This is a genomic window from Dermatophilaceae bacterium Sec6.4 (genome assembly GCA_039636865.1).
Lineage (GTDB): Bacteria > Actinomycetota > Actinomycetes > Actinomycetales > Dermatophilaceae > Allobranchiibius.
Map to the genome: position 1 here is coordinate 581449 of CP144172.1, position 22746 is coordinate 604194.

General features: G+C 65.8%; 21 protein-coding genes. 15 read left to right on the top strand and 6 right to left on the bottom strand.

What is annotated here, in order from left to right; all coding sequences use genetic code 11:
* Positions 1-50 precede the first annotated feature (50 nt).
* Entirely contained in the window at positions 51-1658 is a 1608-nt protein-coding gene (locus V3G39_02870; GenBank protein XAS76997.1) for an APC family permease, read from the top strand.
* Here V3G39_02870 and trxA read toward each other — a convergent pair whose 3' ends face one another.
* Entirely contained in the window at positions 1659-2024 is a 366-nt protein-coding gene (gene trxA / locus V3G39_02875) for a thioredoxin (GenBank protein ID XAS76998.1), read from the bottom strand.
* A 126-nt stretch (positions 2025-2150) separates the two neighbouring features.
* Between trxA and V3G39_02880 the strand changes: the two genes are divergently transcribed.
* The 4 genes from V3G39_02880 (at position 2151) to V3G39_02895 (ending at position 5160) form a co-directional block, all read left to right on the top strand.
* Positions 2151-2921, top strand: a complete 771-nt coding sequence (locus V3G39_02880; protein ID XAS76999.1) for a dienelactone hydrolase family protein — start codon at positions 2151-2153, stop codon at positions 2919-2921.
* 16 nt (positions 2922-2937) lie between these two features.
* Positions 2938-3552 (top strand): nitroreductase family protein, encoded by a 615-nt coding sequence (locus V3G39_02885; protein XAS77000.1) that lies wholly within the window; start codon positions 2938-2940, stop codon positions 3550-3552.
* 293 nt (positions 3553-3845) lie between these two features.
* Positions 3846-4298: a cysteine dioxygenase family protein gene (locus V3G39_02890; protein XAS77001.1), complete on the top strand. Its 453-nt coding sequence runs from the start codon at positions 3846-3848 to the stop codon at positions 4296-4298.
* Between the two features lie 67 nt (positions 4299-4365).
* Positions 4366-5160, top strand: a complete 795-nt coding sequence (locus V3G39_02895; GenBank protein XAS77002.1) for a crotonase/enoyl-CoA hydratase family protein — start codon at positions 4366-4368, stop codon at positions 5158-5160.
* Here the strand turns inward: V3G39_02895 and V3G39_02900 are convergent.
* Positions 5120-6328 carry an MFS transporter gene (locus V3G39_02900; GenBank protein ID XAS77003.1) on the bottom strand — a complete coding sequence of 403 codons (1209 nt, stop codon included), beginning with the start codon at positions 6326-6328 and terminating at the stop codon, positions 5120-5122. The genes V3G39_02895 and V3G39_02900 overlap by 41 nt on opposite strands.
* 111 nt (positions 6329-6439) lie before the next feature.
* On the opposite strand from V3G39_02900, the gene V3G39_02905 reads away from it, so the two are divergent.
* From V3G39_02905 to V3G39_02930, 6 genes are read left to right on the top strand one after another with little or no spacing between them, the layout of a single operon-like run.
* Positions 6440-6991, top strand: a complete 552-nt coding sequence (locus V3G39_02905; GenBank protein ID XAS77004.1) for a DoxX family protein — start codon at positions 6440-6442, stop codon at positions 6989-6991.
* 48 nt (positions 6992-7039) lie between these two features.
* The gene (locus tag V3G39_02910) at positions 7040-9085 is read left to right on the top strand and encodes an NAD(+) synthase (GenBank protein ID XAS77005.1); all 2046 of its coding nucleotides are present in this window, start codon (positions 7040-7042) and stop codon (positions 9083-9085) included.
* Positions 9069-9563, top strand: coding sequence for a hypothetical protein (locus tag V3G39_02915; GenBank protein ID XAS77006.1), 495 nt, complete (start codon positions 9069-9071; stop codon positions 9561-9563). The genes V3G39_02910 and V3G39_02915 overlap by 17 nt, the downstream gene beginning before the upstream one ends.
* Positions 9560-10024 carry a hypothetical protein gene (locus tag V3G39_02920; protein ID XAS77007.1) on the top strand — a complete coding sequence of 155 codons (465 nt, stop codon included), beginning with the start codon at positions 9560-9562 and terminating at the stop codon, positions 10022-10024. Before V3G39_02915 ends, V3G39_02920 begins: the two co-directional genes overlap by 4 nt.
* Before the next feature lie 47 nt (positions 10025-10071).
* Positions 10072-13320, top strand: a complete 3249-nt coding sequence (locus V3G39_02925) for a DEAD/DEAH box helicase (protein XAS77008.1) — start codon at positions 10072-10074, stop codon at positions 13318-13320.
* Between the two features lie 49 nt (positions 13321-13369).
* Positions 13370-14245 carry an SDR family NAD(P)-dependent oxidoreductase gene (locus tag V3G39_02930; GenBank protein ID XAS77009.1) on the top strand — a complete coding sequence of 292 codons (876 nt, stop codon included), beginning with the start codon at positions 13370-13372 and terminating at the stop codon, positions 14243-14245.
* 15 nt (positions 14246-14260) lie between these two features.
* On the opposite strand, the gene V3G39_02935 is transcribed toward V3G39_02930, so the two are convergent.
* The 4 genes from V3G39_02935 to ligD all read right to left on the bottom strand — a co-directional run bounded on the left by V3G39_02935 (position 14261) and on the right by ligD (position 18200).
* Entirely contained in the window at positions 14261-15229 is a 969-nt protein-coding gene (locus V3G39_02935; GenBank protein XAS77010.1) for a beta-carotene 15,15'-dioxygenase, Brp/Blh family, read from the bottom strand.
* A gap of 101 nt (positions 15230-15330) precedes the next feature.
* A complete protein-coding gene (locus tag V3G39_02940; GenBank protein XAS77011.1) occupies positions 15331-16164 on the bottom strand; it encodes a bacteriorhodopsin-like in 834 nt (277 codons plus the stop codon).
* A 126-nt stretch (positions 16165-16290) separates the two neighbouring features.
* On the bottom strand, positions 16291-17205 hold the full coding sequence (locus V3G39_02945; GenBank protein ID XAS77012.1) for a MerR family transcriptional regulator: 915 nt from the start codon (positions 17203-17205) through the stop codon (positions 16291-16293).
* 41 nt (positions 17206-17246) lie between these two features.
* On the bottom strand, positions 17247-18200 hold the full coding sequence (gene ligD / locus V3G39_02950; protein XAS77013.1) for a non-homologous end-joining DNA ligase: 954 nt from the start codon (positions 18198-18200) through the stop codon (positions 17247-17249).
* Positions 18201-18400: 200 nt separating this feature from the next.
* On the opposite strand from ligD, the gene V3G39_02955 reads away from it, so the two are divergent.
* The 4 genes from V3G39_02955 to V3G39_02970 all read left to right on the top strand — a co-directional run bounded on the left by V3G39_02955 (position 18401) and on the right by V3G39_02970 (position 22713).
* Positions 18401-18646, top strand: coding sequence for a hypothetical protein (locus V3G39_02955; protein ID XAS77014.1), 246 nt, complete (start codon positions 18401-18403; stop codon positions 18644-18646).
* 65 nt (positions 18647-18711) lie between these two features.
* Entirely contained in the window at positions 18712-18972 is a 261-nt protein-coding gene (locus V3G39_02960) for a hypothetical protein (GenBank protein XAS77015.1), read from the top strand.
* Positions 18973-18983: 11 nt separating this feature from the next.
* On the top strand, positions 18984-20804 hold the full coding sequence (glmS, locus tag V3G39_02965) for a glutamine--fructose-6-phosphate transaminase (isomerizing) (protein XAS77016.1): 1821 nt from the start codon (positions 18984-18986) through the stop codon (positions 20802-20804).
* Positions 20805-20940: 136 nt separating this feature from the next.
* The gene (locus V3G39_02970) at positions 20941-22713 is read left to right on the top strand and encodes a long-chain-acyl-CoA synthetase (GenBank protein XAS77017.1); all 1773 of its coding nucleotides are present in this window, start codon (positions 20941-20943) and stop codon (positions 22711-22713) included.
* The last annotated feature ends 33 nt before the right edge of the window (positions 22714-22746 follow it).

Sequence of the window (22746 nt, forward strand, 5' to 3'; positions counted from 1 at the left end):
GGTGAGCGCCCCTAGTTTAGGTGCGTTCACCACATCCTGGGAGGCACGCGATGGCCAGTAGCACGCCGGCAGAATCTGTCGAATCGACCGACTCGTCGGGTAAGGGCCTCAGCGGAGGCGCTCTCGGGCTGATCTCCAGCGTCGTGATCGGCGTCGCGTCGACCGCCCCGGCCTACAGTCTGGCCGCAACGCTTGGTTTCATCGTCGTGGGTGTGGGCGTCCAGGCGCCGCTGATCGTGATCCTGGCCTTCATTCCGATGCTCTTCACCGCCATCGGCTACCAGGAGCTCAACAAGGCGGACCCGGACTGCGGAACGACCTTCACCTGGGCGACTCGCGCGTTCGGACCCAAGACCGGCTGGATCGGTGGTTGGGGCATCATCGCCGCCGACATCCTGGTAATGGCCAGCCTCGCGCAGGTCGCCGGGCAGTACGGTTTCCTACTCTTCGGCGCCGACAAGATCGGTCGCGACCCCACCAGCGGATGGGTGCTGCTGGTCGGCGTCATCTGGATCGTCGTGATGACGGTGATCTGCTACCTGGGCACCGAACTGTCGGCTCGGCTGCAGCAGGTGCTGCTGTCCATCGAGCTGGTCGTACTGGTGCTTTTCGTCGTGATCGCTCTGGCGCGCGTCTACACCGGCAACGGTGCCGCGACATCCATCAAGATCGACTGGTCCTGGTTCAACCCGCTCGAGATCGACAGCTTCTCGACGTTCTTCCGCGGCTTGCTGCTGATGCTTTTCATCTACTGGGGCTGGGACAGTGCGGTGTCGGTCAATGAGGAGACCGCCGACCCCGACAAGACGCCCGGCCGCGCTGCGATCATCTCCACGGTCATGCTGGTCGTGACCTACACGTTGGTAACGCTGGCTGCGCAGTCCTTTGCGGGGGTCGGCGACAAGGGCATCGGTCTGGGCAACACAGACAACTCCAGCGACGTGCTCTCAGTGCTCGGCAAGGCCGTCTTCGGTGCGGGCACATTCGGCAGCATCATGACCCACGTGCTGATCCTGATGGTGCTGACCTCGGCGGCGGCCTCCACCCAGACCACGATTCTGCCGACGGCGCGTACCGCGCTCTCGATGGGCGTCTACCGGGCGCTACCGAAAAACTTTGCGGAGGTGCACCCGAAGTTCAAGACGCCGACGTGGGCCACGCTCGGTTTCGGCGGTATCTCGATCGTGCTCTACATAATCCTCAACTACACCTCCAATGCCGCCCTGGTGATCGCCGACTGTGTGACCGCGCTGGGCATGATGATCGCTTTCTACTACGGCCTGACCGGATTCGCCTGCGCCTGGTACTACCGAAAGACGCTCCGCGACTCCACGCGCGATCTGTGGATGCGCGGCATCCTGCCCACTCTGGGCGGGGTCATCATGTACTTCGCGCTGGCCTGGAGCCTGCATGACAACTGGCTCAGCCCCGCGAAGGACACAGCGGCGTCCTACACCGGCTTCCACGTGCCCGGGTTGAACTGGGAGGTCGGCGGCGCGTTCATCCTCGGCGTGGGCACCATGCTGATAGGTGTGGTCATCATGCTGGTGCTGATGCGTACGATGCCGGCGTTCTTCCGCGGTGAGACTCTCAACCGCAACACCAAGACGCTGGTCCCGGACGTCGCCGTACTGGACGTGCCCACCGACCTGGACTGATTACCTGTCGGCGAGTTTGCTGCGCACGGAGTCCATGTCGAGCTCGCGTACCTGCGCGATCAGGTCGCTCAGCATTCTCTTGTGCATGGCACCGGCTTGAGCGAAGACCATGACCCCGTCACGGAACGCCATGACCGTCGGGATCGAGGTGACATTGAGGGCCTGCCCCAGTGCGCGCTCGGCCTCGGTGTCGACCTTTCCGAATGTTATGTCGGCGTGCTCAGCGCAGGCCTGCTCGAAGATCGGTGCGAATTGCTTGCACGGGCCGCACCAGTCAGCCCAGAAGTCGACGAACACAATGCCATCGCCGCTGACTGTCTGGGTGAAGGTGTCACTGGTCAGTGTCTTGATGGACGCGGTGCTCATGCTGCTCCTGGTGCGATATCTCGGGTGATGTGCTTACCGGTGTCAGCGTCTGCGAGGGCGGGAAGATTCCGGTCGCGGTACGCCCCGCCGTAGATGCAGACTTCGCAACCGGTGATTATGAGGGGTATGGGCAGCATTGAGACCGCGTCATCGGCACTGCAGGGCTGGACTCGGGCGGCCTACGACGCCGATGGGCGTACCTACGACACCTACCGGCGGGGCGTCGGGCCCGGCGTCATCGTGATCCACGAGATCCCGGGCATGACGCCCGAAGTGATCGGTTTTGCCCAAGAGGTGGTTGACGCGGGTTTCACCGTCGTGATGCCACACCTGTTCGGTGACCCTGGGCGACCGTTCAGTGCCCGGTACATCGCGTCCGTCGCGCCGCGGCTGTGCGTGCGAAAAGAGTTCACGACATTTGCGACCGGCGCTACCAGCCCGATCGCTGGGTGGCTGCGATCGCTGTCCCGGTCGCTGCACGATGAGCTCGGCGGACCGGGCACCGGCGTGGTGGGGATGTGCTTCACCGGCGGCTTCGCCCTCGCGATGATGGTCGACGATTCCGTAGCCGCTCCGGTTCTCGCACAGCCGTCGCTGCCGTTCCCCGTCGGTGCTCGGCGGGCCGCTGACCTGGGCCTGAGCCCAGCGGACCTGAGCATTGTCAAGGCGCGGGCCGCGGCGGGATGCGCAGTCCTGGGCTTGCGGTACGCCGACGACAAGGCGACCGGCACCCGGTTCGCGACGCTGGAGCGTGAGCTCGGACCAGCTTTCACAGCGATCGAATTCCCCGGATCGAAGCACTCCACATTGACTGCGCACCGTCAGCAGGAAGGGGTGGACAAGGTGCTGGACTTCCTGCGCGACCGACTGTCTTCGAGCCCGGGCTCGCAGGACTGACTCGTAGGCTTTCGACGTGACCACGCGAGAGACCGGCCCGCCGATTCTGGACCTGTTGCGCGGTCGACGGTCACCGTCCGTATTCGACCCGTCGCACGAATTGTCCGATGCGGACCTGACGGCTCTGCTGGAAGCAGCCCGCTGGTCGCCGTCATGCGGCAACGCGCAGCCGTGGGCGTTCGTCGTGGCCCGCCGGGGAGATGATGCGCATGCCCACCTGGTGGCCGCGCTCAGCCGTGGGAACAGCGGGTGGGTGCCGTCCGCGAGTGTCGTGCTGGTCGGCGCTGCCCGCACGACCCCGGACGGGGGCAAGCCGATGTTTGCCGACTACGCGCGGTACGACCTCGGCCAGGCGGTCGCGCACCTGTGCGTGCAGGCGGAATCGATGCGACTCGGGGTGCATCAGTTTGCGGGTTTCGATCACGACACGCTCACCGTGGCCTACCAGGTGCCCCCGGAGTGGACACTGATGGCCGGCGTGGCGATCGGGCGGCCGTGGCCGGTCGACGAGCGAGTGGATGTCGACGCGTTCACGGCAGAACGTGAGCAGCGCGAACGTAAACGAAAACCGCTGTTCCAAATAGCTTTCGGAGAAAAATTCGGCGAGGCGGCACTCCCCGAAACCACCTGATTCCCAGGTTTCCGACACTCGCCCGGCGAGTCGCTGCCTGTAATCCGACACTCGCCCTGAATCCCGACACCGGACCGACGAGTGGGCATCGAGCAGGCCGGCCTCCTTTCATATGTGCTTGATCACGATGCCAGTCCGTGATCTAGTGAGGACATGCACTACCTGACCGCCACCGCACCGATGCGCGCAATGACGCGCACGGCGGCGTGGCATCGCTGTCGCGTCTGAGCCCATCCGCTCGTCCCGCCAGCCGCCGGTTCTGACCGGCTTCTTCCAATCCCGGAGATCACCTGATGGATACCGCCTCAATCGGCATTCGGACGTTCAACGACGCGCACCTGCTGCGCATCGCCCGCCTTTTCGCGGGTAACCACGACCTGTCGTCGCGCGTTGACATGTCCGCGACGCGGCGGACCCGCGTCGAGTTGGACACCTCTGCCTACCTGGAGGTGTGGCTGATGGCCTGGCCGGCAGGCGCGACGTCCGGGTGGCACGATCACGGTCAGTCCAGTGGCGCGTTGCATGTCGTTCGCGGAACCCTGACCCAGGAGACCTGGCGCGAACGGCAGCGGGTCGAAATCGATCTGCGTGAGCAGGAGGAGTTCAGTTTCGGGCCGGGACTGGTGCACAACATGACCAATATCGGTGACGACGTCGCACTCTCCGTGCACGCCTACTCGCCGGGGCTGACGCAGATGACGCCGTATGAGTGGCGGGACGGTCGACCGCAACCCGTCGTTGTCTGACCCCGTCGCCGGGCGGCTGCGCGACCGAAACGGTGGACGAGAGGGCAGGTTTCGTAGGGTAAGCGCCATGTCCGACATCACCTACGAGGTCTCCGGCGGTATCGCCGAAGTGCATCTCGCACGCCCCGAGAAACTCAATGCTCTTACCCTGCCCATGTTGCTCGGGCTGATCAGCACCGCCCGCTCGCTGGCCAGGGATCGCGCAGTGCGGGCGGTCGTCATCTCGGGCGAGGGCGATTCCTTCTGTGCCGGGCTCGATTTCGCCGACACATTCGGGCAGCGCAACGCCGTCATCAAGGGGATGCTGCCGCGACCGTGGCGGGGCACCAATACCTTTCAGGAAGCCTGCTGGGCCTGGCGCCGTCTGCCCGTCCCGGTGATCGCCGCAGTGCAGGGGCACTGCTTCGGTGGCGGGGTCCAGATAGCCCTCGGTGCTGACTTCCGGATCACCGCGCCTGATGCGAAATGGTCTGTTTTGGAGGGTAAGTGGGGTCTGATCCCGGACATGAGCGGGATCGCGTCGCTGACGCAGCTCATCGGCATCGAGCAGGCCAAACGCCTGACCATGACCGCTGAGGTCTTCTCCGGTGAGCGTGCCCACGAGCTCGGTCTGGTCTCCCAGGTCAGTGCGGACCCGCACGTCGATGCGCTGGTTTTGGCGCGAGACCTCGCAACTCGATCACCGGATGCTCTCGCGGCCGCCAAGCGACTCTTCGAGACGCGCTGGAATGCAGGTCCCCGCCGAACCTTCGCGAGCGAGCGCATCGAACAGGTGCGGTTACTCACTGGCAAGAACGCGAAGATCGCTCGTGAGGCAGCGTTCAAACGAGAGGTGCCGGCGTTCGCGCGCCGCGCCCGCTGAACAGTCCGCGCAGCACCCACAACGCCGTGAGCGACGAGAGGGCCACCAGGATCGTGAGCGCGGCCGCCGGTGAGATGTGCTTGGTGAGGGTCGCCATGACGGTCGGCGCCGCGAAGCCGATGTAGGTGAGGCAGTAGAAGACCGCATTGGTCATCGCCAGCTGGTGCGGCGGCGCGAGACGTTCGACCGCCGTCAGTCCGCCGACCAGGAGCAGACCATAGGAAGCACCGAGGACGACACCCGCCACGGGTACCAGTAGCCATTGGTCGGTTGCAGCGGCAAGAACGGCGAGCAGGGTCCCGACGATCGCGCAGGCCATCCCGGCCGGCGTGGTGGCACCGGGACGTCGTGCTTCCAGGTGGCGGGCCCGCTGTTGGATGAGGATGCCGGTGCCGAGGGTGATGCCCGCCATCAGGCCACTGAATGCGACGTCCCAGCTGCCCACCTGCTGCCGCACCACGCTCGGCAGCACGATCAGGCCGATGGTCGCGCAGCCGAAAACCCACGGTGCGGCAGGCGCGATATCCGCCCAGAAAACGCCGCTGAGTGCGACATGTCGCCCATCTGCCACCTGCTCGCGGTGATCGAGCGCATCGGTGGTCGTGCCCGTTTCGGGCGTGGTCCAGGCGAGTAAGGTGACGGCAAGCATGAGCGCGATGTGCACGATGTAGGACGTGATCTCGGGCGCCGGGAGCCACTGCGCGATCGGCCCGCTGATCAGTGGGCCCCCCATGAAGCCGGCGGACAAAGCAATCGCTGCCCGTCGCGCGCCGGTCCCGGTGGGAGCGTCGGTCGACAGCTCCTTGACCCAGGTCGTGCCAGGCGCCATCGCTGCGCCGGTCGCCACGCCGTACATCACCCGGCCGATGAACAGCGCTGCCTCGCTCCAGTGACCGATCAGCAGGACGCCGGAGGCGAGGGTAGCCAACACCATCGTGGGGCGCAGGATGGCGCGGTGTCCGTGGCGACCTGCGAGGCGCGCAGCGAGGATCAGGGCCGGCACCAGGCCGATCACATAGGCCGCGAACATCGAGGTGGTGACCAACTCGCTCAGGTGCTGCTGCGCTTCGTAGACCAGGAGTAATGGGGCGAACTGATTGGCACCCCAGCCGACTGCGAAAAGCGCCAGACATACCCGTAGCCAGGGGTAACGAGCAAGGACAGGCATCCGGATAGCCTGCCTGTTTGTCTTGTGATCAGCCCCATTGCGGTAAGCCACTGAGACCGATCTCACGCTGTCGCGGTTCGTTTGTTGACGCATCACCTATAAGCTGCCGTCATGACTTCGACACAAGACCTCGGTTTGCTTGCACTGCGCGTCGGCCTCGGCGGAACGGTCGCCGCACACGGCGCCCAGAAGCTCTTCGGCTCCTTCGGCGGTGGCGGCCTGGAGGGCACCGCTGCATTCTTCGACAGCGCGGGTTTCAAGCCGGGTAAGGCCAACGCCGTCATCGCCGGAATCAGCGAGACAGGCGGCGGTGCACTGTTGGCTCTCGGCTTGGGCACCCCTGCCGCTGCGGGCGCGGTGACCGGCACGATGGCGGTCGCTGGCGCGATGCACGCACCGAACGGCTTCTTCGCTCAGCAGGGCGGCTTCGAGTACCCGGCCGCCATCGCACTCGCCGCCAGCGCGCTCGCGCTGACCGGGCCGGGTGCCATTTCGCTGGATCGCGCCTTGGGTCACGCCCTGAACCGGCCGTGGATGCGCGCCTTCGCACTCGCCGCCGTCGTACCCGCGACCGCGTTGGTGCTCAGCCGCCGCAAGAAGGCCCTCGCTGCGGTGTCGGCCAGCGTGCCGGTCGACGGTATGGCCGACTCGCTCGACGACTGACCGTTTCGCAGCCCTGGCGCGGGTGGGCTCATCTGGGAGACTGGGCCCATGGAGTTCCGGTCGGCATACGCGCAGGGGTTCGCACGGGTAGCTGCCTGCACAGCCCCCACCGCAATCGCCGATCCAGCGACCAATTCCAACACGTTGATCGAGCAGCTGCGGCTCTGCCACGAAGATGCTGTGGCGATCGCGGCGTTCCCTGAGATGTGCCTGACCGGCTACGCGATCGATGACCTGGTGTTGCAGGATGCAGTACTGGACGCTGTGCTGGTCGCCCTCGGGCACATTGCCGCCGAGACAGTTGATCTGCTGCCGGTGGCGATCGTCGGTGCACCGTTGCGCAAGGGCCATCGGGTCTACAACTGCGCAGTCGTAATTCATGCGGGCGCGATCCTCGGTATCGTGCCCAAGTCATACCTCCCCACCTACCGCGAGTTCTACGACAAGCGGTACTACGCCGCCGGCGACGATCAGGTGGGTCAGTCGATCACGCTGGGGGACAGGCAGATTCCCTTCGGTCCTGATCTTCTCTTCAATGCCTCAGACGTGCGCGGTCTGGCGCTGCACGTCGAGGTGTGCGAGGACATGTGGGTGCCGATTCCGCCCAGTTCGCTGGCCGCGCTTGCGGGCGCCTCCGTGCTGGTCAACATCTCCGGCAGTCCCATCACCGTCGGTCGGGCCAACGACCGCCGGATGATGGCTGAAGCGCAGTCGTCCCGTTGCCTCGCTGCATACGTCTATGCGGCGTCGGGCCGAGGCGAGTCGACCACAGATCTGTCGTGGGACGGCATGACGATGGTTTACGAGAACGGCGAGCTGCTCAGCGCCGGAGAGCGGTTCGCGGATGGCCCCGTGCGCACGATGGTCGACGTCGACCTGGACAAATTGCGCCAGGAGCGTCTGCGCGACGGGTCCTTCGATGACAACGCGCGCACGTACGCCGACCGGGTCGGCCCGTTCCGCACGATCTCCTTCACGTTGTCGCCGCCCGCGACCGATATCGGCCTGCGCCGTCCTATCGACCGGTTCCCGTTCGTGCCGAACGATCCCCGGCAGCTCGCCCAGGACTGCTTCGAGGCGTGGAACATCCAGGTGTCGGGCCTGATGCAGCGGTTGCGCGCCATAGGTCAGCCGAAGATCGTGATCGGGGTGTCCGGTGGGCTCGACTCGACCCATGCTCTGAGCATCGCGGCGCGCGCTATGGACCGGATGGACAGGCCGCGCAGCGACATCCTGGCGTACACGATGCCCGGTTTCGCCACCAGCGATGCGACCAGGTCGAACGCCGTCGCCCTGTCTGAGCAACTGGGAGTCACCTTCGCCGAGTTGGACATCCGACCGGCAGCCACCCAGATGCTGAAGGACATGGGCCACCCGTTCGGGCGTGGGGAGCCGGTCTACGACGTGACCTTTGAGAACGTGCAGGCGGGGTTGCGCTACGACTACCTCTTCCGGATCGCCAACCACGAAGGCGGCATCGTGCTCGGCACCGGCGATCTGTCCGAGCTGGCCCTCGGGTGGTGCACCTACGGCGTGGGCGACCAGATGTCGCATTACAACGTCAACGCGGGCATCCCCAAGACGATGATCCAGCACGTCATCCGCTGGGTCATCAGCTCCGGACAGATCGACGAGCGCGTGCACGACACGCTCGTATCGATCCTCGCCACCGAGATCAGTCCCGAGCTGGTGCCCGCCGGCGCGGACGAGAAGCCCCAGTCGACGCAGGCGATCATCGGACCCTATGAGTTGCAGGATTTCACCCTCTTCCATGTGCTGCGCTACGGCTTCGCGCCGTCCAAGATCGCGTTCCTCGCGTTGCACGGCTGGTCCGATGTCCAGCAGGGCGCGTGGCCGCCGGGGTTCCCCGAGGGTGAGCGGGCGGCATACGACCTGCCGCAGATCCGCAGCTGGCTCGAAGTCTTCGTGCAGCGGTTCTTCGGCTTCAGTCAGTTCAAGCGGTCAGCGCTGCCGAACGGGCCGAAAGTTGTTGCCGGAGGGTCACTTTCGCCACGCGGCGACTGGCGTGCTCCCTCTGATGGCAATGCCCGGGTATGGCTGGAGGAGTTGAGGCGCAATGTCCCGGAAGCGTAAACAGGCAACCGAGGTCATCTACCAGCGCGCAGCGGTACAGCAGCGGTTGCTGCTGAATCCGCGGCGGTGGCTGATGTGGGCACTCGTGTTGGCGGTCTGGGTGCTGTTCGCAGCCCTGGTGACTGCGTTTCTGCAGCTGGAGTCGATCACCAGTGTCCTTTTGACGACCGCAGGCGGCGTGATTGCTGCGCTGCTCATCACCGCAGTCGTCAAACCGGCAACCCACCAGATCGCCCTGTCCGACCGCGCGCTGGTCGTTACCACCCGGCGGGGTGACCAGGTGTACGACTGGGCGCATACCCGTGAGGTGACAGTGCAGACCGCACGTTTCACCAACGCACACGAGCTCAAGGTCGAGCGACGCCCTGGGGTCGCCGACGAGGTCGTCGTGCGCACTGACAAAAAGACGTGGGCTGCACTCGTGGCACGGATGACCAGGGTCGCGGAAGTGAACGACGTCCCCGTGGTCACAAAATGAGCGAGAGGACGGTGATCGCCGCGCCGCGCGCCGCGATTCCGGTCGGTGCATGGCTCCGCGTCGGGGTGATACTCGTTGCTGCGGCTGCAGGTGTTGCGGCCACCCGGCTGTGGTGGATCCTGATCGTTGCCGCAGTGCTCGCGGGGGTCGTTGTGTGGGATCTGCGCTGGTCCGGCGGGCGCCGCGATCTACGCGCGACATCAGACGGCCTCGTCGGCATCCATCGCGGTAAGGCCAGGAGCGTGTCGTGGTCGCAGATGGAGGGTGTCGAACTGGTGCGGCCGCGCTCGGCGTTCGCCCGCCCGGTCGCGCATGTCGAGGTAGTACGCCGTGACGACCCGTACGACACGGCGTTCGTGACCCTCGTCGTCTTCAGTAAAGCCGATGCCGATGAGATCGGCGCACGGCTGCAGGCGGTGTGCGATCAGCATGGGGTGCTCTTCCAGACAGAGGTGATCTAGTGCAGTGAGGGCCGGGGTTGTCGGGGGTGGGCGGTAGCCTCGCCACGGTGAGCGATCCGTGGCGTGCGCAGGCTGGGGACCGGTCTGTCAACAGCTTCCAGGTGCGGGGCGCGGAGTGGTTGCGCGAGGTCAGCGACGCCGACATCGAGGCCTATGTCGGCGACAAGGCCTTCGAACGGGCGCTCGGGTATGTCGACGCGGAACGGGTCATCTCCATCAACACCGGTGACCAGGGCCGGATGCTGCTCGGCGTGATCGGCGGCAGTCGTGACCACGACTACACGACATTGGTTACCCGTACCGCCGATATCGGGCCCACACCGCGCTGGACGTCGCGCTGCTCCTGCCCGATGCAGGCCCGGTGCAAACACGTCGCGACGCTGCTGATCGTCGCCCGCGAATCGCTCGGCGGGACGGTCGAAATCGACAGATCGGTGCTGTGGCGGCAGTTCGTGGCGCAGTACGCCGACCAACCCAGCAAGACGACCCGTCGCCTCGGCCTGCGGATGGTTCCCACCACTGCGCCGTCCACCCGATACGACAGCACGCCGTCACGGCGGATCGCGATCGTGCCGACGTACATGGGCAAAACGAGCCGCTGGGTGAAGGAAGCCGCCTGGCACGACGTGCTGCACGACAACCCGCAGCGACCGTGGGAGAGCGACCAGCATGATGCCGTGATTGCGCTGTACCGGCTCGCCGATGCCGGGTTGCTGCCGAACGAGCTGTATCTCGACCAGTTCGCCGCCACGATGTGGGCCGCGCTGGCGCGAGCGTCCGACGCTGGTGTTGCGGTCATGCAGGCGTATGGCGTCAGCTCCAACCTGGACCTCGCGCCCTGGCCCGTCACCCCGCAACTGGACATGGCGGAGGACGACGACGAACTGGTGCTGCGAGCGCTGTTGCCGGGCCTGCCCGTCGGCGAGCGGATCCTGATCGGTGAGCCCGCGCACGGAGTGGCGATCATCGAGCGGGGTGGGGCCATGACGTTGGCAGGCTTTACCGCGCCGGCCCGACCTGCGATGGACCAACTCCTGCGCTGGGGGCAGCTGCGGGTGCCTGCTGCGGATGCTGCAGAGTTCCGGTTCGAGGCGCTGCCCCGGCTCGTCGAGCGCGGCGCGCTACCGAAGCTGCCCGGGCCGGAGGCCGAGCGTGAGCCGCTGCGGTTGCAGCTGAGGGTCGACAGTCCAGCCGAGCACGAGATCCGCATTCGTGCCGGCTTCAGGTATGCCGACTCGCGGGTGCACCCGGTCGCCCTCGGCTGGGCAGCGGCAGGGCGTGACCGCGGCAGCGAGCGGGAGTTGGTGCAGCGACTCGAGCCGCTGCTACGCACCGCCGGGCTGTTGGAGCCGATCGGGGGCTTGGGTTGGTGGCCCCGCGCCGAGCACGTTCTCACCGGGTGGGCGGCGGTCCGTGCCGTCGAGCAGGTGCCGGAATGGAGTGAGCACGAAGACCTGCATGTGGTCGTGGAAGGCGAGCTACCGGCATATGAGCAGGTCACCGACGCGCCGCTGATCGAGATCGGCACCAGCGATGGGCTCGACCCCGACTGGTTCGACCTGCGGATCACGGTCACCATCGGTGGCGAAGAGGTGCCGTTCGAACCACTGTTCGCCGCACTCGTGCGAGGCGATGAGGGGATGCTGCTGGAATCCGGCACCTGGTTCACTCTGGATGATCCGTCGCTGCACAGGCTGCGCACCCTGATCGAGGAGATGCGTGGGTTGATCGACCGCGACCCGGGAGCGTCGTTGTCGGTCAACCGCTTCCACGTCGGGCTCTACGACGAGTTGGTTGCCCTGGGTGTGCCGGGTGAGCAGTCCACTCGCTGGAGTACCGCCGTCGGCAAGCTGCGGGACGTCGAGAACATCGAGCCGCCAGAGCTGCCGATTGGCCTGCAGGCGACCCTGCGGCCATACCAACGCGAGGGATTCTCGTGGCTCTCGACGCTGTGGGAGTGCGATCTCGGTGGCGTGCTGGCCGACGACATGGGCCTGGGTAAGACCGTGCAAGCCCTCGCGATGCTGGCGCGTGCGCACGAGATGGGCGAGTTGACCGAGCCCGTTCTGGTGGTCGCGCCCTCGTCGGTGGTCGGCACCTGGGTGTCCGAGGCCGCGAAGTTCGCTCCTGACATTCCGGTGGTCGCGTTGCCGCAGACCTCCCGCAAACGCGGCCGACCGCTCGCAGAGTCGATCGGCGACGCCAAGATCGTGGTGACCTCCTACGCCGTGCTGCGCCTGGATGCGGACGCTTTTCGCGAGCACTCCTGGCGGGGGCTGATCCTGGACGAGGCGCAGTGGGTGAAGAACCATCGGTCCAAGACGTTTCAGGCAGCCAAGCGGATCGGTGCACCGTTCACCCTGGCGATCACCGGTACCCCGCTGGAGAACTCACTGATGGATCTGTGGTCGATGTTCGCGCTCGCGGCCCCCGGTCTGTATCCCGATCCGGAGGTGTTCTCACAGCGGTACCGCCGACCTATCGAGAGCGGCCGCGAGCCCGAGCTGCTCGATCAGCTGCGCCGGCGGATCAAACCGCTGATGCTGCGGCGCACCAAGGAGGCGGTGGCCTCGGATCTACCCGCCAAGCAGATCCAGCTGCTGCACGTCGAGCCCTCTGGGCGACATGAGGCCACCTACCGGCGCCACCTGCAGCGCGAGCGGGCCCGCATCCTCGGGTTGCTCGAGGACGCCGACACCAACCGGGTCGCGATTCTCGCGTCGCTGACCAAACTGCGCCAGCTTGCCCTCGACCCGCGGCTGGTCGATGACAGCTATCCGGCGGGCGAACAGTCGGCCAAGCTCACCGTGCTGACCGAGCACCTGCGGGAACTGCACGAGGAGGGGCACCGTGCGCTGGTCTTCAGCCAGTTCACCTCCTATCTCGGGCTCGCGCGCGATGCCCTCGATGCGGCGGGTGTCACGACGTCCTACCTGGACGGGTCGACCCGCAACCGCCAGCAGGTGATCGACGGCTTCAAGGCCGGTGATCAGACCGCGTTCCTCATCTCGCTCAAGGCAGGCGGGGTTGGCCTCACGCTGACCGAGGCCGACTACGTCTACCTGCTCGATCCGTGGTGGAATCCCGCGACCGAGGCGCAGGCGATCGACCGGGTACACCGCATCGGCCAGGCGCGACCGGTGACCGTCTACCGGATGGTGTCTCAAGGCACCGTGGAGGAGAAGGTCGTGGCATTGCAGGATCGCAAACGGGACCTCTTCACCTCGGTGATGGACACCGGTGGCGCGATGTCCGGTGCCGTCACTGCCGCCGACATCGCTTCGCTGCTCGAATGATCTGATGACTCGTCCTGCATCCCGGCGTACTCGCCGGTAGTGTCGGCGCATGAAGTTACCGCTCTCGCATCCTCGTTCGTATGCCGGTAAGCGCGCCCTGGTCACGGGCGGCTGCAGTGGATTCGGGCTGGCACTGGTCAACCTTCTGGCTGCCGAAGCCGCTCGGGTGCTGGTCGTCGACGTCCACGAACAGGCGCCGGAGGGTGTGCTGCCCGCAGGGGTGGAGTATCGGCAACTCGACGTGCGCTCGGACGAGCAGTGGGATGAGGCCCGGTTGTGGGTGGAATCGAACTGGCACGGGCTGGACCTGCTGATCAACAACGCCGGGGTTGCAGCGGGCGGCCGGATCGATATGCTCTCGATGGACGACTGGAGCTGGATCATCGACATCAACCTGCTCGGTGTCGTCCGCGGTTGCCGCACCTTCACGCCGATGATGAAGGAAGCGAACAGCGGGCAGATCGTCAACACGGGGTCGCTCGCAGGTTTGGTCCACGCGCCGGGCATGTCGTCCTACAACGCGGTCAAGGCCGGAGTCGTGGCAGTGTCTGAGACCTTGCTACACGAACTGTCGCCCTGGAACATTTCTGTCTCGGTGATCTGCCCGAGCTTCTTTCGCACCAACCTCGCCTCGTCACTACAGGGCAAGGACGTGGAGATGGAGCTGAGTGCGGTCGACCTGATCAACAAGGCGCCACGCAGCGCCAAGCAGGTCGCTGAAGTCGCCTATGAGGGTATGAAGGTCGGTAAGTTCCTGATCATGACGGATGCGGAGGGTCGAATCGCTTACCACAGCAAGCGATTCAATCGTCGTGCGTACAGCGCCGCGATGAAGCGCACAGGTGCCACACTGGCCGAGGGGCGCCCGTTGATGCCGGCGTTCGTGGAGAAGTTCCAGGCACGAGCGGCCAGACGCTCGAAGTAGCACGACGTCGAGCCTTTACCCCGTCAGAGCCCAGCTGCGCGCTTCGTTGCGGTCCAGTGCAGCCACTACTGCGGCGTGCGGAAATGTCAGGGCCAGTAGCACTCCTATTTCGGCATGCAGTCCCGCCAGGTCCCGAAGCAACCACATCGCTGCCACTGCGCTCAGGGCTGCGAGGGAGGGTAGCGAGCCGGCCACCAACAGTCGCCGCGCGGCGTTCCACCAGTCTCGGGAGGAAGGTACCGAAGCGGAGGGCTGCCGGGCGAGGTCCAGAAGCCGGCCCGTGTGGCGCACGGCGTGCCAGAGCCCGAACCAGACTCCGAAAGCTGCCACGGGAGGGGCGACAGCGAAGGCGAGCGTCAACAGGGCCAACTCTGCGGCGTCCAGGAACCGATGGCGACTGAGTTGTACTGCGATCGCGACCACAACGGCCACGGCAACAAGTAGCAGACCCACTGGAGCACTGGCCGGCAACACGCGGGCGAGCCAGCTGGACATCGGTCGTACCAGCTCCGCGGTGCGGTCGGGCCGAGCCCAGAGCAGCAGGCCGACAACAACCAGCCCCGGAGCGACTGTCGCTGCCCACTCCTCACGCGGACCGGGGACGGCCCGCCCGGCGCGCTCGGCAGTCGTCACGACCTCGCCCCGGCCGAAGTGCAGTGCCGACAGGACGAGGAACGCCACGATGGTTACGGACGGCATGATGAGCGAGGCCGTGAAGGCGAGGCCCGCGACGCCGGCATATGCAACTACAAAGGCCAGCAGTCGAGTACCACGGGTTGTGGCGCAGGACCTGCTATCCGCAGAAGTCGTGGACCACCGCGGGACAAGGTGGTCGACTGCGCCGTGTGGGATGCCCAGGGCCGCCCCGACCACCGCGATCGGGACAGCGAGGGAGTCGGCTGTGTGTGGTGCCAGAAGGGAGAGGACGACGAGCGCGACGAGCGCGGCAATCGGGAGGATCGTCAGCAGTGGCAATGCTGCCATTGCGGTTGTCTGCGCTCTGGGTTTTTCACGCACATCTGACGCGCACCCACCGGCCGGCCGCCGAGCTGGCGCGGCGACCGACCGAACGTGCGGGGGCAAGGTCAGGCCGCGTCTGGCTGGACCACGCGTGCGTGGTCGTCGTCGTACTGCGCGTCCTCGAGGCGACTCTTCATCCGGGCAACCTTGAAGATGACCAGACCATAGGCGGCCTTGGCGAGAATGTCCGCCACGCTGTACCCGGCCTGTCGTAGAACGAAGCCGTTTGCGCCGCCGAAGAAGCTACCGCCGATGATCGGGAACAGGTAGGCAATCGGGTAGACGGACCACAGGACGACGAGCGAGATGCGGAGCAATTTGATCGTTCCCACAACCTCCCGCGGTTGGCGGTCGAGGGACTTGCTCAGCTCGACGAACAGCACGTAGACGATGTAGATGAACGGAATCATCGAGAGTCCGCCCCACAGCGCACGGATACCGGTGCTCGTGGCAATCTCACCCGGGTAGCCGAGCAGGATCATCAGGGCCGAGGCAGGCACCAACTTGGTCAACAGCCCGCGCTGGTCCTTACGGCCCAGGGCCATGACAGCGATGGTCTCAACGAGCAGCAGCGGCACGGTGAGTAGCCAGTCGACGTACCGATAGGCCTCATTGAACTCCACGTTCGACAAGGCATGGGCGGCGGTGACGGTGGCGCCGGCTGGATAGCTGGCATTCAAGTTGTTAAATATTCTGAAGTAGTGGTACGCGGCGATACCACACACTATGGCCGAGACAACCAGCGCATTGCGGTAGCGCGGGGAAACCCGGTCACGGGAGAAGAGCAGGTAGATCGCTGTGAAGAGCATGGATGCGATCACTAGGGAAAAAAGGTTGTAGACAGTGGCGAACTGGCTTGAGGTGAGGGAAGAGATGTTGATGCCAGATGCTGTGACCATCGGCGCTCCTGGGTGATGCGGCGTCGTTGCCGCTTCCATTGCCCACCATGTGGCGGACCGGAAGATGGTAACTCGCTGAATGTCAAATCAGCAAGTTGTGCAACTTTGAGAGAAAAACTGCGGAGCTCAGCCGGTGCTGTCCTTGGTAGCTGCAGTGACAAGTTCATCGACTGCGCCTGCCAGGTCGGTGCAGCGGTGGGCACCGCCTACGTCGGCGCCGGCCCAGCCGGGCCCACCGACCACGATGGTGATGCGGCGATGAGCCTTGGCGAGCATCGGAAGATCGGCCACCGCGGTGTCATCGGGGGTGGAGAGCCACACGAACGCGGCCAGCGCACGGGTGCGTTTTGCGGCGGCGACGAGGGCAGGTACCGGGGTGCGCGGCCCCAGTAGGCGTGAAGGGACGCCGCGCTCGGCCAACGCGGCCCGCACAGCGTGCAACGCCAGGACATGTTCGTCGCGGGGACCGGCGGCCAGCAGGACCGGCGGGTCCTGCGGTCGACCGATGACCTCGGCAACATGCCGGACAAATGCCGTGCTGACTGCCTGGCTGAGCAGGTGCTCGATCTCGATGCCATTGCCGGTCCGCTGCCAGTATTCTCCCGCCGACACCAGCACCGGTCGGATCACGTCCTGCCACGTCGCCAGCGTGCCTTCGTCGCGCAGGGCCTGGATCACTGCATCCTCGACGGCCATCTCGTCCAGCCGGGAAGCGGCGCGGGCAACCCCGCGGGCTCGGGGCCCGGCACCCGGCACGGCGAGCACTGAGCCCCCGGCGCCCGAGCGCCGCGACGAGGGCCCCGTTGTCGGCGCAGGCAACGTCACGCCCAACTCGGTAGCAGCGGCGTTCGCCGGCGTCAGACCACTCACGACCGCGGTGTGCACGCGTTGCAACCGGGAAAGGTCGTCCATCGTGTATCGGCGGTGCCCTCCTGGCGTGCGGCCGGAGGCTGTCATCCCATAACGCGAACCCCACATGCGCACGGTGGACGGCGTGACGCCCAGCCGCCCCGCGACGTCCCCGACCGAAAGTAGCTCCACTCAAAGATCGTGGCACACGCCCCTGGCATAGTTCACAGCTGTCAGGACTCCTGGTCCGGTGGCGCCTGCTCGTCTCGTTCCGCCCACTCCAACAGGGTGTCCAAACCGAACGCCGTGTCGTCGATTTCCGAATGCAGGTCACCCAGTCGGGCGAACCGTTCAGGCATGGTCGCGATCGTCATGTCGCCTGGCTCGACGTCATCCACCTCGGACCACTGGATGGGCGCCGACACCGTCGCCTCGGGGTTACCGCGCACCGAATACGCGCTCGCAATGGTGTGGTCGCGGGCGTTCTGGTTGTAGTCCACGAAGACGGCAGCAGGGTCACGGTCCTTGCGCCACCAGGTCGTGGTGATCTCCTTCGGTCCACGGCGTTCGAGCTCGCGGGCAAAGGCGAACGCAGCACGGCGTACATCGGCGAACTCCCACCGTGGCTCGATGCGCACGTAGATATGCAGACCCGAGCCCCCGGAAGTTTTTGGGAAGCCACGGATGCCGAGCTCGTCCAGCACCTCGTGCGCCAGGTGCGCGGTGCGGCGGACCGCGTCGAAGGAAGCCTCCGGCATCGGGTCCAGGTCGATGCGCCACTCGTCGGGCCGCTCGGTGTCGGCGCGCCGGGAGTTCCAGGGGTGGAACTCCACAGTCGACATCTGCACGGCCCAGAGGACACTGGCCAACTCTGTGACGCACAGCTCGTCGGCGGTGCGGTTCCAGCGAGGGAAGTGGATCTGCACTGTTTCCAGCCACTCCGGGGCACCGCGTGGCACCCGCTTCTGGTGCACCTTCTCGCCCTCGACGCCCGTCGGGAAGCGGTGCAGCATGCATGGTCGCTCCCGCAGCGCCCGGACAATCCCGTCGCCGACGGAGAGGTAGTAGTTCGCCAGGTCGAGCTTGGTCTCCCCGCGGCCGGGGAAGTAGACGCGGTCGGGATTCGACACGCGTACCGTGCGGTCGCCGACTTTCAGCTCGACTGCAGGGCTACCTTTGCTCGCCATATCTCAGGAACCTACCGGGGCGCTGCGTGGGCACGTGTACGCACATTGCGCACTGTTGTCCCGAACTGTCGTCCTACGGGTGGGGTGTGCGAGTTGCCGCGCATCCGCTGGGCGTCATGCAGTGGATATGCTCGCGGTTTCATTCGCTGATTCCCAGGTGCGCGCCCGCCGGGGACCCCGACGAGCTGAGCAGGTGCGACATGAAGAGAAGAAAGTTGATCTTCTGTATCGGGCTCAGCATTGCCTCGGTCGGTGCTGGATACGGCATATGGGGCGTGGTGCTGTTGAGTCGAGGGGGTGACAGCGCCAATATCGGCTCAGGGATCGCAATTCTGCTGGGTGGGATGCTGCTGTTGCTGGGTGCCGCAGCCATGTTGTCGACGCGGGTCTTTCGCAGGCGAAGCGCAAAATCGCCCCTGCCGGTGCGGCGATCCACGCCCGAATAGGTTTATATTTGCCCGATATCGGGCAAATTCGTGCATGTGATGGGATTTCGCAGCAGAATCGACGGGTGCCAGACGAAGAAATCGTCCGGCGGGTCGCTGAAACGAGCGGACTGTCGGAGGCTGAAGCGACGCGTGTCGTCGATGACGTGATTGCCTGGTATGCCGAGCCGGTCGAGCAGTTCGTCCGGCGCCGCCACGCTCATCACCAGACCTACGGCAAACGCAACGAGGCGATCTTCGACCTCGTTGCTGCCGAGCTGGCGGCCAGAGTCGTTGCGGCACCAGAACTCTCAGCCCGGCAGGTGCGCCGGATCATCTATGGATAGGACACCCCTCCATGTGCGGAATTGTCGGATACATCGGGTCGGGCCAGGCTGCTCCAGTGCTGCTGGAAGGGCTCACCCGGCTGGAGTACCGCGGCTACGACTCCGCCGGTATGGCGCTGCTGACCGCCTCCGGCGCGAAGGTATTCCGCGCCGTCGGTCGGGTGCGTGATCTGCAGGAGGCGCTGCCCAAGCGGCTGTCCGCCAAGGTCGGGATCGGGCATACCCGGTGGGCGACACACGGACCTGCCACCGAGATCAATGCGCACCCGCACCGCAGCGCCGATGGGCGAATCATGCTCGTCCACAACGGCATTGTGGATAACGCTATTGCGTTGCGTGCCGAGCTGACTGCGGCCGGAGTCGAGTTCGTCTCCGACACCGACACCGAAGTGCTGGCCCACCTGATCGGCCGTTCGACCGCAGACTCGCTGGAGGACCGGGTGATCGAGACCTTGGGCCGGATCACCGGAACGTACGCGATCGCGGTCCTGGATGCGCAGCTGCCCGACCGGATCGTCGTCGCCCGGCAGGGCTCGCCGTTGATCCTCGGGATCGGCGATCACGAGATGTTCATCGGCTCCGATGCCTCCGCCCTGGTGCGCCACACCTCCCAGGTGATCCACCTCGACGACGGTGAACTCGCGACCGTCACGGCCGGCGGTTACGAGACCTACACGATCGATCACGCACGCACCTCCAAGCAGCCCGAGGAGCTGACCCTGCGAGCCGAGGAGCTGCAGCTCGAGGGGTACGACACGTTCCTGCACAAAGAGATCCACGAGCAGGCGACCTCCCTGGAGCGCATGCTGTCGGGTCGGTTGGACGACCGGTTCGCCACCGCGCGCCTCGATGGGCTCGGCCTGGATGCCCGGGACCTACGTCGTTTCCGCCGCATCAAAGCGATCGGCTGCGGTAGTTCGTACTACATCGGTCAGCTCGGCGCGTCGATGATCGAGGACCTCGCCCGCATCCCCGCCGACGCCGAAGCGGCGTCCGAATTCCGCTACCGAAACCCGATCATCGAGACCGACACGCTCTATGTCGCGGTCAGCCAGTCGGGCGAGACCGCGGACACTCTCTTCGCGGTGCGCGAGATCCAACGCAAGGGCGGCCGGGTCGTCGGCCTGGTCAACGTGGTCGGATCGACGATCGCCCGCGAGTGCGATGGCGGGATCTACCTGCATGCCGGCCCGGAGATCAGCGTCGCGTCGACGAAGGTACTGACACACATGGGCGTCGGCTTCGCGCTCCTGGCGTTACTACTGGGACGGGTGCGCGACCTGTCGTACGCCGATGGCGCCCGGATCGTGGCAGGGCTGCGGGCGTTGCCGGGCCAGATACAGGACGTGTTGGATACCGAGGAGGAGATCGCGCTGGTCGCCAAAGAACTCGCGCAGGCGCCGTCCTCCTTCTTCATCGGCCGCACCCGCGGGTATGCCGTGGCGCGTGAGGGTGCCCAGAAGCTGAAGGAGATCAGCTACCAGCACGCCGAGGCCTACCAGGCCAGCGAACTGAAGCACGGCCCGCTGGCGTTGATCTCGCCGCTGATGCCGACGGTCGCCATCGTGCCGGACGACGAATTGATCGAGCGCAACGTCGGCGCCCTGCACGAGATCGCCGCCCGCAACGGCCCGGTCATTGCGATCACCCACCCGGGAGTCGACTTCGGCGACCTGAGGGTGCAGCGCATCGTCGTACCGCATGGGGAGATCGAACTGGACCCGATCCTGATGACGATCCCGCTGCAGTTGTTGGCCTACCACGCGGCAAGTGCCCTGGGCAGGGATATCGACCGACCACGCAACCTCGCCAAGTCCGTCACCGTGGAATGAGCGCCGGACTACTGGCACGGGGGTAGGCGGACTCGCCGGTCGAGAGTCGGGAAACTTGTGAGGTAATGCTGTGCCGCGACTCGGCTAACATCGAAATTGGTTACTCGTGCCTCACGCCGTCACCCGAAGGAGTGCCATGAGCACCACTGTCCGCCAGCGCGTCAGCCTGTTCGATGTCGCCAAAGGCGGCCTGTTGGCCCTGCCCGAGCTGCGTCACACCGTTACCAAGGGGCCAGGGCTGACGCTCAGGCCCAGTGCGGTGATGTCGATCGGGTCGGTGTTCCAAAAAGAGGCCGCGGCCCATCCGCAGCGTCCCTTCCTCAAGAGTGGCGACCGGGTCATCAGTTACGGCGATGCCAACGCGCAGGTCAACCGGTACGCCTACACGTTGATCGGCGCGGGGGTGCGGCGCGGGGACGTCGTGGGCCTGTTGGCGGTCAACGACATCGAGAACATCCTGATCTTGCTCGCGACCGTCAAGCTCGGCGCGGTGGCGGGTCTGCTCAACCATCACCAGCACGGTGAGGTGCTCGCGCACAGCCTCGGGATCCTCGGTGCCCGGGTGCTCGTCGTCAGTGATGACCTACGCGACGACCTGGCCAGTGCGGGTGACGCCGTGGCCTCCCAACGTGTCCTGACGATGTCCGAGTTGCGTCAGATGTCACAGGGCGCCTCCACCGCAGACCCGAAGATCACCGCCCAGATCATCGCCAGTGAGCGCGCTTACTACATCTTCACGTCCGGCACCACGGGGATGCCGAAGGCATCGGTCATGACGCACTTTCGCTGGTTGAAGTCCTACGGCGGTCTGGGCGCGCTCGGTGTCCGGCTGGGTGGGCAGGACACCCTCTACTGCCCACTGCCGCTCTACCACAACAACTCCGTGACGGTCGCCCTCGGAGCGGTGCTGCACGGCGGCGCAGCACTCGCAGTCGTCCCGAAATTCTCGGCGAGCCGTTTCTGGCAGGACTGTCGCAGATTCGACGCGACCTCCTTCGTCTACATCGGGGAGCTGTGCCGCTACCTGCTCGCGCAGGAACCGTCGCCGGACGACACCCGACACAAGGTGCGCGTCATCGTCGGCAACGGTCTGCGGGCCGATATCTGGAAGGAGTTCCAGAGCCGGTTCGCGATCACGCGGATCGCCGAGTTCTACGGCGCCAGCGAATGCAATATCGCCTTCATCAATGCCCTGGACGTCGACGAGACGGCAGGTATCTGCCCGCTGCCGCACAAAGTGGTGGTCTACGACGACGAGTCGGGTCAGCCGCAGCGCAACGCACGTGGCCGGCTGCAGGCCGTCCGGGTCGGGCAAATCGGTTTGCTGCTCGCGAAGGTGACCGATCGCCAGCCGTTCGACGGGTACACCGACGACAACGCCTCGGAGGCCAAGCTGATCCGCGACGGTTTCAGGACCGGCGACTGCTGGTTCAACACCGGCGACCTCGTTCGCAAGCAGGGCATGCAGCATGTCGCGTTCGTGGACCGGGTCGGCGACACCTTCCGGTGGAAGGGTGAGAACGTCGCGACCACGCAGGTCGAAGCCGCACTCGGACACGCGCCGGGTGTGCGGGACTGCGCGGTCTACGGCGTCGCGGTACCCGGGACCGACGGCAAGGCGGGGATGGCGGCGGTGCAGATGTCAGACGGTGCCGTCTTCGACGGCTCGGCGATGGCTGTCCACCTGATCGGCGCACTGCCGTCGTATGCCGTGCCGCTCTTCATCCGGCTGGTCGACTCACTGGAGGTCACCAGCACCTTCAAGAGCCGCAAGGTGCAGCTGCGTACCGAAAGCTTCGACGGTGCAGGACCGGACGAGGTGTGGGTGCTCAGCGTCGCGAAATACGTGCCCTACAACGACGATTACCCCGCAGATGTCGCCTCGGGCAAGGCGCCCCGGTACCGCTGAGCCTCGTCCAGTGGCAGACAAAGTCATCGACCG